9 protein-coding genes and 1 other RNA gene are annotated in these 6,000 nt (G+C 64.3%); 2 read left to right on the top strand and 8 right to left on the bottom strand.

What is annotated here, in order from left to right; genetic code table 11:
* Positions 1 to 6 precede the first annotated feature (6 nt).
* From V7714_RS19750 to ylqF, 8 genes are all read right to left on the bottom strand, one after another.
* Positions 7 to 810: a sulfite exporter TauE/SafE family protein gene (locus V7714_RS19750; RefSeq protein ID WP_335711265.1), complete on the bottom strand. Its 804-nt coding sequence runs from the start codon at positions 808 to 810 to the stop codon at positions 7 to 9.
* On the bottom strand, positions 807 to 1,274 hold the full coding sequence (locus tag V7714_RS19745) for an EVE domain-containing protein (RefSeq protein WP_335711264.1): 468 nt from the start codon (positions 1,272 to 1,274) through the stop codon (positions 807 to 809). The genes V7714_RS19750 and V7714_RS19745 overlap by 4 nt, the downstream gene beginning before the upstream one ends.
* Before the next feature lie 153 nt (positions 1,275 to 1,427).
* Positions 1,428 to 2,003 (bottom strand): 5-formyltetrahydrofolate cyclo-ligase, encoded by a 576-nt coding sequence (locus tag V7714_RS19740; protein ID WP_335711263.1) that lies wholly within the window; start codon positions 2,001 to 2,003, stop codon positions 1,428 to 1,430.
* Between the two features lie 27 nt (positions 2,004 to 2,030).
* A non-coding RNA gene (ssrS, locus tag V7714_RS19735) (6S RNA) lies at positions 2,031 to 2,211 on the bottom strand.
* A gap of 28 nt (positions 2,212 to 2,239) precedes the next feature.
* Positions 2,240 to 2,548, bottom strand: coding sequence for a cell division protein ZapA (locus tag V7714_RS19730; RefSeq protein ID WP_284195441.1), 309 nt, complete (start codon positions 2,546 to 2,548; stop codon positions 2,240 to 2,242).
* A complete protein-coding gene (locus tag V7714_RS19725) occupies positions 2,545 to 2,760 on the bottom strand; it encodes a hypothetical protein (RefSeq protein WP_335711262.1) in 216 nt (71 codons plus the stop codon). Before V7714_RS19725 ends, V7714_RS19730 begins: the two co-directional genes overlap by 4 nt.
* A gap of 31 nt (positions 2,761 to 2,791) precedes the next feature.
* Entirely contained in the window at positions 2,792 to 3,658 is an 867-nt protein-coding gene (locus V7714_RS19720; protein WP_335711261.1) for a helical backbone metal receptor, read from the bottom strand.
* The gene (gene ylqF, locus V7714_RS19715; protein ID WP_284195444.1) at positions 3,655 to 4,584 is read right to left on the bottom strand and encodes a ribosome biogenesis GTPase YlqF; all 930 of its coding nucleotides are present in this window, start codon (positions 4,582 to 4,584) and stop codon (positions 3,655 to 3,657) included. The genes V7714_RS19720 and ylqF overlap by 4 nt, the downstream gene beginning before the upstream one ends.
* A gap of 149 nt (positions 4,585 to 4,733) precedes the next feature.
* Between ylqF and V7714_RS19710 the strand changes: the two genes are divergently transcribed.
* Both V7714_RS19710 and V7714_RS19705 read left to right on the top strand, forming a co-directional pair.
* Positions 4,734 to 5,237, top strand: a complete 504-nt coding sequence (locus tag V7714_RS19710; protein WP_290333775.1) for a TlpA family protein disulfide reductase — start codon at positions 4,734 to 4,736, stop codon at positions 5,235 to 5,237.
* Positions 5,238 to 5,421: 184 nt separating this feature from the next.
* The gene (locus tag V7714_RS19705) at positions 5,422 to 5,958 is read left to right on the top strand and encodes a DinB family protein (RefSeq protein ID WP_335711260.1); all 537 of its coding nucleotides are present in this window, start codon (positions 5,422 to 5,424) and stop codon (positions 5,956 to 5,958) included.
* Positions 5,959 to 6,000: the final 42 nt, after the last annotated feature.

The following is a 6,000-nucleotide window of genomic DNA, read 5'->3' as shown; positions in this document are numbered from 1 at the left end:
GGGTGCTCAGTAACCCAGCAGACCCAACAGCATCTTGCTGGCGATAATGATAAGCAGGGCGGCAAAGCACTTCTTCAGCGTGGCCACCGGCAGCCGGTGGGCCACCGCCGCACCCAGGGGTGCCATCAGCACGCTGGCCACCACAATGCCGGCAAGCGCCGGCAGATAGACGAAACCCAGGCTCCAGGGCGGCAGCTGATCCAGCCCGGCGCCGTTGACGGCATAGCCCAGCAGCCCACCCACCGCAATGGGGAAACCCAGCGCGGCCGAGGTGCCCACTGCCGTCTGCAGCGGCACATTGCACCAGCTCATGAAGGGTACCGACAGCGAGCCGCCGCCTATGCCGACAAAGGCCGATACGCCACCTATCAGCCCGCCAGCGGCACTGAGGCCCGCCGCACCCGGCAGTTGCCGGCTGGGCTTGGGTTTGTAGCCCGACAGCATCTGCGCCGCCACCAGATAAGCAAAGGCCACGAAAAACCACTTGAGCCACAGGCTATCCACCTGCGCTGCCAGCCAGGAACCGGCAAAGGTGCCCAGCGCCAGGCCCAGCCCCATGCGCTTGACGGTAGCCCACTGCACGGCTCCCCGGCCATGGTGGGCCCGCACGCTGGAGAGCGAGGTGAACACGATGCTGGCCAGCGAGGTGCCCAGCGCCAGATGCAGCGTGTGCTGGGGCGGAAAACCGTGCTGCTCGAATACCCAGACCAGGGCCGGCACAATGATCAGGCCACCGCCCACGCCCAGCAGGCCCGCCAGAAAGCCGGCCGCACAGCCGGTGGCCAGGAAGGCCAGCAGGGTCAGGCTCATGCAGGCTCACCCAGCAGCGCCATGACGGCCCGCCAATGGGCGGGCTCCACCGGGGTGATGGAGAGCCGGTTGCCACGTGCCAGCACCAGCATGCCTTCCAGGGCTGGTGTCGCCCGCATGTCGGCGAGGCTGAGGAAACGGGTCTTCCTGACCAGGCGCACGTCCACCTGTTGCCAACGGGGCTGGGCAGGGGTGGACTTAGGGTCGTAATAGTGATGGGACGGGTCGAACTGGGTGGGGTCGGGATAGGGGCCAGAACAAACCTCGGCGATGCCTGCAATACCGGGCACAGCACAGCCAGAATGGTAGTACAGCACCTGATCGCCCTGGCACATCTGGTCGCGCATGAAGTTGCGGGCCTGGTAATTGCGCACACCATACCAACCCACGGTCTGCCCAGGCATGGCGGCCAGATCGTCGATACTCACGTCGTCGGGTTCGGCTTTCATCAACCAGTAGGCCATGGGCTTGCTCCACCGTCAAAACCCGCAGTCTAGGGCCAGTTGGGGATGGGCCACCAGATGCAGTGACCATTTCTGCAGCCCGGCCACAGTACTGAATGCCGGTGCGGCCATGCGGATGGCCCTGTCGCGGGGTGAAAAGACTTTGAACGACGCTTAAGTGCGGTACAGCGCAGCCTCGCTGACCACCCCATCCAGCGGCGCATCATGGGGCTCGCGCGGAATGGCGGCCACCCGCTGGCATTCAAAGCCCACGCCCCACAGCCTGGGCTTTTTCCATTGCTGGCGATGGGCGCGGAAGGCAAATGTGGTGTCGTAATACCCACCACCCTGCCCCAATCGCCCGCCCTGAGCATCAAAACCCACCAGCGGCAGCAGTACTAGGTCCAGCGCGCGGGCGCTGATCAGCTTGCGGGCGTGGTATTCGCGTATGCCATAGCGGTTACGGCGCCACACGCCCTGCGGGTCGGCCAGTGCAGCAAAACGCATGCGGCGGCCACGGCGTGGTACCACCGGTAGGTAGACCGCCACGCCACGCGCTTGCGCTAGGCTGATCAAGGGTGCCAGGGAGAGCTCCGACCCCAGCGCCACATAGGCGGCCAAGCGCATGCCGCGCCGCAGCAGGGGCCGCAGGCGTGCTGCCACCAGGCGTTCTGCCCGCTCGCGCTCGGCAGCGGGCACAGCCATACGCCGCCGGCGCAGTTGGCGGCGGAGCGTGGCTTTGTCGGTCATGGGTGGGGTCTGCAATGGCGGGGAAAGGGGGTCCCCGCGGGCGCCGTTCCGGCTCTCATCTTGAACCTAACGGTTCAAGTGGTCGCAAGCGGCACGCCTTCAGGTGCATCGGATAAACGATGCGCGCAACAGGCGCGGCCAGCCATACAACCCGGGTCAATATATTGGTTCAAAGAATATAGAGCCGGAACAAACGCCGCAGGGAAACTGGAAAATCTGCGGAGGAGACCTTAGGGCTAGAACAGCTGTTGCTGTTCCTTCAAGGCCTCGTCGATAGTCTCCTGCATGTGGCCGATTCTACGCCTAAAGTCGGCTACGTCAAAACCGCCTGCGATTCGGGTGCCCATGAACTCATGCGCGATATTGAGCGCAGCCATGATGGCGATCTTGTCTACCCCCATCACATTGCCGCTATCGCGTATCTCACGCATGCGCCTGTCCACGAAGGCAACGGCCTCCATCAGGGCCACTTCTTCCTCGGGCGGGCAGGCCACCCGGAACTCGCGCCCCATGATGGTCACGTCCAGCTGCTTGGCCTCGCTCATTCGGCTTCCTCCTGCGCATCGACCAGCGGCAGCTGGCCCAGCAGTGCTTCCACACGGGTCTTGGCCCCCTCCACCTTCTCGTTCAGGCGGCGGTTGTCATTCTTCAGCGTCAGCACCGTCTTGCGCAGTTCGACATTCTCGCTGCGCAGCTGCTGGCACAACATGGCCAGGGTCTTGATGCGGTCTTCCAGGCTGTTGAGTTCGGCTTCCATGACGTTCCGGGCTGATGTCCTGCGGCAAATTCTAGTCGATTTTTGCGGGCGTGGCCCGTCGTAGCGTATCCAGCTTGCTGCACAAGGCCGTGGCAGCCGCCAGGAGGCGCGGCCCGGGGCGGCCCAGGGTATCGGGCTCCACGCTCAGGTAGGCTGGCTTGAACGGCAACCTGCGCCATTGCCCCAGCCATTGCTCGGCCGCAGCCGGGTCGGCCAGGGCCACCACGGCATCGGGCCGCATGGCCAGCAGTGATTCGGCCGACAGCAAGGGCACCGCAGCACGCTCGGTACCAAAGGGATTCCGGGTGCCGCAGGCGCGAAACACCGCTGCCACGAACTGCTGGTCGTTCACCGTCATGGCCGGTTCGTGGCCTACCTGGGGCACCACCCTCAGTATGGCGCTGCCGGCATAGCGCTGCTCCAGGCTGCGCCAGGCCGATTCAAACTGCTGCGCCGCCAGATCGGCTTGCCCTGCCAAGCCGGCCAACTTGCCCAGATCACGCATGGCAGCGGGTATGGCCGACACCCTGGCCGGCTGGCTGGCATACACGACTATGCCCAGCTCACGCAGCCGCGCCGTCGCCTGGCCGGCCTGCGGGCCTTCCCAGGCCACAACCAGATCAGGCCGCAAGGCCACGATGCTCTCTACATTGAAGGCACCATACAGGCCCACGGCCGGCAGCCGGGCGGCCGCCTGCGGGTAATCGCTGGCGCCGTCGCGGCCCACCAGCTTGCCGCCGGCACCGATGGCATACAGCAGCTCGGTGGCATGGGGGCTAAGGCTAACGATGCGCTGGGCCGGCTGGGCCAGTTGCACCGCCTTGCCAGCGTCGTCCTGCACGGTCACGGCCGCCAGGGCCGGCAGGCACAACAGCCAGGCCAGCCAGGCCCGCTTCACGGCTGCGCCTCGTCCAGCGTACCCGCCTGGGCATCCGGTACGCCCAGGTGGGCGTCGGGCTCGTCCTCACCCAAGTCCAGGTCCAGGCTATCGGCTGGTCTTTCCAGCGAGATACGGCCCAGGGTGGCCGCGCGGAAGTCCGTCAGTATCCGCTCGGCCGCTTTCTGCGCATCAATGCGGTTGCCCGACTGTACGCAACCGAGCGCACGGGCAGCCTGCTCGAACAGCACATCGCCCGGGGCGGCCAGGTCGGGCAGCTTGTAGCGGCCACGTATCACCTCGGGGTAGTGCAGCGCCAGCCAGCCCATGGCATACCAAGCCACTTCCTCGGCATCGAAGGCATTGCGGCCTATGGTGCCCGACAGCGCCAGTTTGTAGCCGTCGTTGTTGGAGGCAATCTTGGGCCACATCATGCCGGGGGTATCGACCAGGATGGTGCCGTCGGGCAGTTCAATACGCTGCTGCGACTGGGTCACGCCCGGGGTATCGGCCACCTTGGCCAGCTTGCGCTTGGCCAGGGCATTGATGAGGGTGGACTTGCCCACATTGGGCACGCCCAAAATCATGGCCCGCACCGGTTTCTCACCACCGGTGCGATGCGGCACCAGTTGGCGGCAGGCGGCCAGTACCTTGGCGGTATCACGCAGCTTGCCGGCCTCGTCCATGGTCAGCACGGCCGTATTGGCCTCCTGCTTGAAATGCTGCACCCAGGCGGCAGTCACCTTGGGGTCGGCCAGATCGGCCTTGTTCAATATCTTCAGGCTGGGCCGCTGCCGGTGCACCCGTAGCTCGTGTATCAACGGGTTGGTGGTGATCCGGGGCAGCCGGGCATCCAGCACCTCGATCACCATATCCACCTTGGCCATGGTCTCGGCGATCTGCTTCTTGGCCTTGTTCATATGGCCGGGGAACCACTGGATCGCCATAGCTGTGCTCGTCTCGTTTCAAAGGGCGCGGATTATAACGCCGGCAGCGAAAGCACCGGAAAATCAATACAATACCGCCTTTCGCAACTTTAGCAGGCTCTGGCGCTCTATTGCGCCATGATCCAGCATTCCGCGGTACATTCCCAACCATGAAACCCCTCGTCAAATTGGGCCTGGGCCTGGCTATTGCCGGCGCCATCGCCACCTTCTTCTTTGCCGACAACCTGGGCCGCAGCGCCGCCCCGGCCGTGCAATACACCTCGCTCAAGGGCGAACAGCTCACCCAGGCCAGCCTGAAGGGCAAGGTGGTACTGGTGAATTTCTGGTATCCCAGCTGCGTAGGCTGCGTCAGCGAGACTCCCAAGCTGGTCGCCACCCACCACAAATTCAAGGGCCGCGATTTTGCGACCGTGGGCGTGACCATGAATATCGACCCGCCCCAGGTCATCAACGCCTTTGCCGAGCGGTTCCAGATACCCTATTTCATCGCCCTGGATATCGACGGCAGCATCGCCCAGCGCTTTGGCGACGTCCGGCTGGCCCCCACCAGCTTCCTGATCGACAAGCAAGGCCGCATCGTCCGGCGCTACCTGGGCGAACCCGATTTCGAGCAGTTGCACGCCCTGATCGAGGAAAAACTCAAGGAAAGCTGAACGCCGGTGGCAAGACACCTGTCCCAACCCTATCAAGTGCGCCTGCAATGCCCGATTGGTACGGGCGTTCCAAGCTGACAAACGGCCGCTTATAGCGGCCGTTTGGTTGTGGGCTTGTGGCTAGCAGCACCTATGCTCATATGACAGGTATTACCGCCACATACCGAGCCTTCCGGAGGATGCAATGATTTCGTGGAAAAACCACTTCCTGTACCAGGCCGACTACCAGCACTGGGCCAGCGACAAGCTGTTCGAAAGCCTGGACAAGCTATCGGACGAAGCGCGCAAGCGCGATGAGGGGCTGTTCTTCAAAAGCGTGCATGGCACGGTCAACCACCTGCTGGTCACCAACCTGATGTGGTGGGGGCGCCTGCGGGGCGAACCGCAGGATCTGCGGCCCGATCAGCAGCTGTATGAAGACTGGCGCGAACTGAAGCAGGCCCTGAAGCAAACCCTGCGGCAAACCCAGCACTGGCTGCAGGCGCAACCGGCCGAGTTCTTTGAAGGCGAGCTGCGCTACCGCACCACCTCGGGTAAGGAACACACCCTCTGGGTGCATGACATCCTCACCCATATCGCCACCGACTGCGCCCACCAGCGCGGCCAGGCCTCGGCCGCCGCCACCCGCCTGGGCGCCCCGGCACCGGAGATGGACTACAGCTACTACCGGCGTGAGATGCAGGACAGCCTGGCGAATGCGCGGGTGGCGGCAAACGGCTGAGAAAGCGCCTGATAAACCCGACCATCCAGCATGTACTCACCA

The organism is Chitinimonas sp. JJ19 (assembly GCF_036961565.1).
Lineage (GTDB): Bacteria > Pseudomonadota > Gammaproteobacteria > Burkholderiales > Chitinimonadaceae > Chitinimonas.
The sequence above is the reverse complement of the archived record's forward strand: the minus strand, read 5'-3'. Positions and strand labels throughout refer to the sequence as shown.

What these genes read in the sequence shown, in the direction of transcription:
- V7714_RS19750 (WP_335711265.1), bottom strand. Translation starts at nt 810, where the DNA reads ATGAGCCTGACCCTGCTGGCCTTCCTGGCCACCGGCTGTGCGGCCGGC.
- V7714_RS19745 (WP_335711264.1), bottom strand. Translation starts at nt 1,274, where the DNA reads ATGGCCTACTGGTTGATGAAAGCCGAACCCGACGACGTGAGTATCGAC.
- V7714_RS19740 (WP_335711263.1), bottom strand. Translation starts at nt 2,003, where the DNA reads ATGACCGACAAAGCCACGCTCCGCCGCCAACTGCGCCGGCGGCGTATG.
- V7714_RS19730 (WP_284195441.1), bottom strand. Translation starts at nt 2,548, where the DNA reads ATGAGCGAGGCCAAGCAGCTGGACGTGACCATCATGGGGCGCGAGTTC.
- V7714_RS19725 (WP_335711262.1), bottom strand. Translation starts at nt 2,760, where the DNA reads ATGGAAGCCGAACTCAACAGCCTGGAAGACCGCATCAAGACCCTGGCC.
- ylqF (WP_284195444.1), bottom strand. Translation starts at nt 4,584, where the DNA reads ATGGCGATCCAGTGGTTCCCCGGCCATATGAACAAGGCCAAGAAGCAG.
- V7714_RS19710 (WP_290333775.1), top strand. Translation starts at nt 4,734, where the DNA reads ATGAAACCCCTCGTCAAATTGGGCCTGGGCCTGGCTATTGCCGGCGCC.
- V7714_RS19705 (WP_335711260.1), top strand. Translation starts at nt 5,422, where the DNA reads ATGATTTCGTGGAAAAACCACTTCCTGTACCAGGCCGACTACCAGCAC.